This window comes from Vibrio sp. 99-70-13A1 (assembly GCF_013114625.1).
Lineage (GTDB): Bacteria > Pseudomonadota > Gammaproteobacteria > Enterobacterales > Vibrionaceae > Vibrio.
In genome coordinates this window covers 1-1,071 of record NZ_VTXD01000100.1, presented here as the reverse complement: position 1 = coordinate 1,071, position 1,071 = coordinate 1, and the positions used below count along the sequence as shown (strand labels likewise).

The following is a 1,071-nucleotide window of genomic DNA, read 5'->3' as shown; positions in this document are numbered from 1 at the left end:
CTTAGTATCAAGTTTGAAGTGCGACACTTTCTACAGATGCGCATGAATATACTCCAGTGGTGTTCTATACCCAAGTCTTTTACGTGGGCGCGTGTTTAATTTCTCTGCAATTTTATTGCAGAGATTCTGTGTCACATGTGACATAGAGGTTCGCTTTGGTAAGTATTGTCGTATTAATCCGTTCGTGTTTTCATTGGTGCCTCTTTCCCATGAGTGGTATGGATTTGCAAAATAAAACAGTGAGTTATGATGTTTTTCTAGCTGTGCATAACCATGAAATTCAGTGCCGTTATCTGCTGTAATTGTCTTAAACGGTAAATCTGAACGGGTCATGATTTTACTCATTCTGACATTGAGTGACTCGCTTGTTCTATCGTCCATTTGACCTATAAAAGTATAGCCAGTCATTCTATCGACTAAAGTGACAATACAATGCTTGGTTCCACGCCCGACAACGGTATCTATTTCCCAGTGACCAGGCTCCTTTCTAAGCTCAGCAGTCTCGGGTCTTTCGGTAATGTGACGCTTGTTAGCCAGCCGTCCTCGGCTGTCTTTTGAGTTGTATCTTTTACGTCTTTGTTTCGTCGATTGTCGCAGGTGTTTCCATAGCGTTCCGCCGAGTATTTTGTCGTTCCAAACATGTTGATAAATGAGCTCGTGGCTCATGGTTGAATAACCTCTTACTTTTAGGTAACCGACGATTTGGTCAGGGCTCCAGTCCAGTCTCAGCAAGGCTTCAGGTAGTTTGAAGTCCAGTTCATCATAGCGTTTATTTCTGCGTGAACGACTCAGCCGGTTACGAGCCATCTGTTGGGCTCGTTCGGGTTGGTATGAGTATCTATTGAAGAACTTGTTGTAACGAACATTACGTTCGATTTCTCGGTATATGGTCGCTTTGTGACGACCCAGTTGTTTGGCAATTTTAGCGGTACTAATTCCTTGCTTTCTGAGTGCAGAAATCATATATCTTTCATTCTCAGTGAGGTGCGTGTATTTCATGTTTTTTACTTCTTGGCGGGAGCAAACTTCATGATTATCGCACCTTACTGTTTTTATGTTCAGAGGTGTCGC

1 protein-coding gene is annotated in these 1,071 nt (G+C 42.7%); it reads right to left on the bottom strand.

The features are described 5' to 3' along the window. Nucleotides 1-30 precede the first annotated feature (30 nt). The gene (locus F0226_RS22365) at nucleotides 31-999 is read right to left on the bottom strand and encodes an IS30 family transposase (RefSeq protein WP_171737692.1); all 969 of its coding nucleotides are present in this window, start codon (nucleotides 997-999) and stop codon (nucleotides 31-33) included. Between the last annotated feature and the right edge of the window lie 72 nt (nucleotides 1,000-1,071).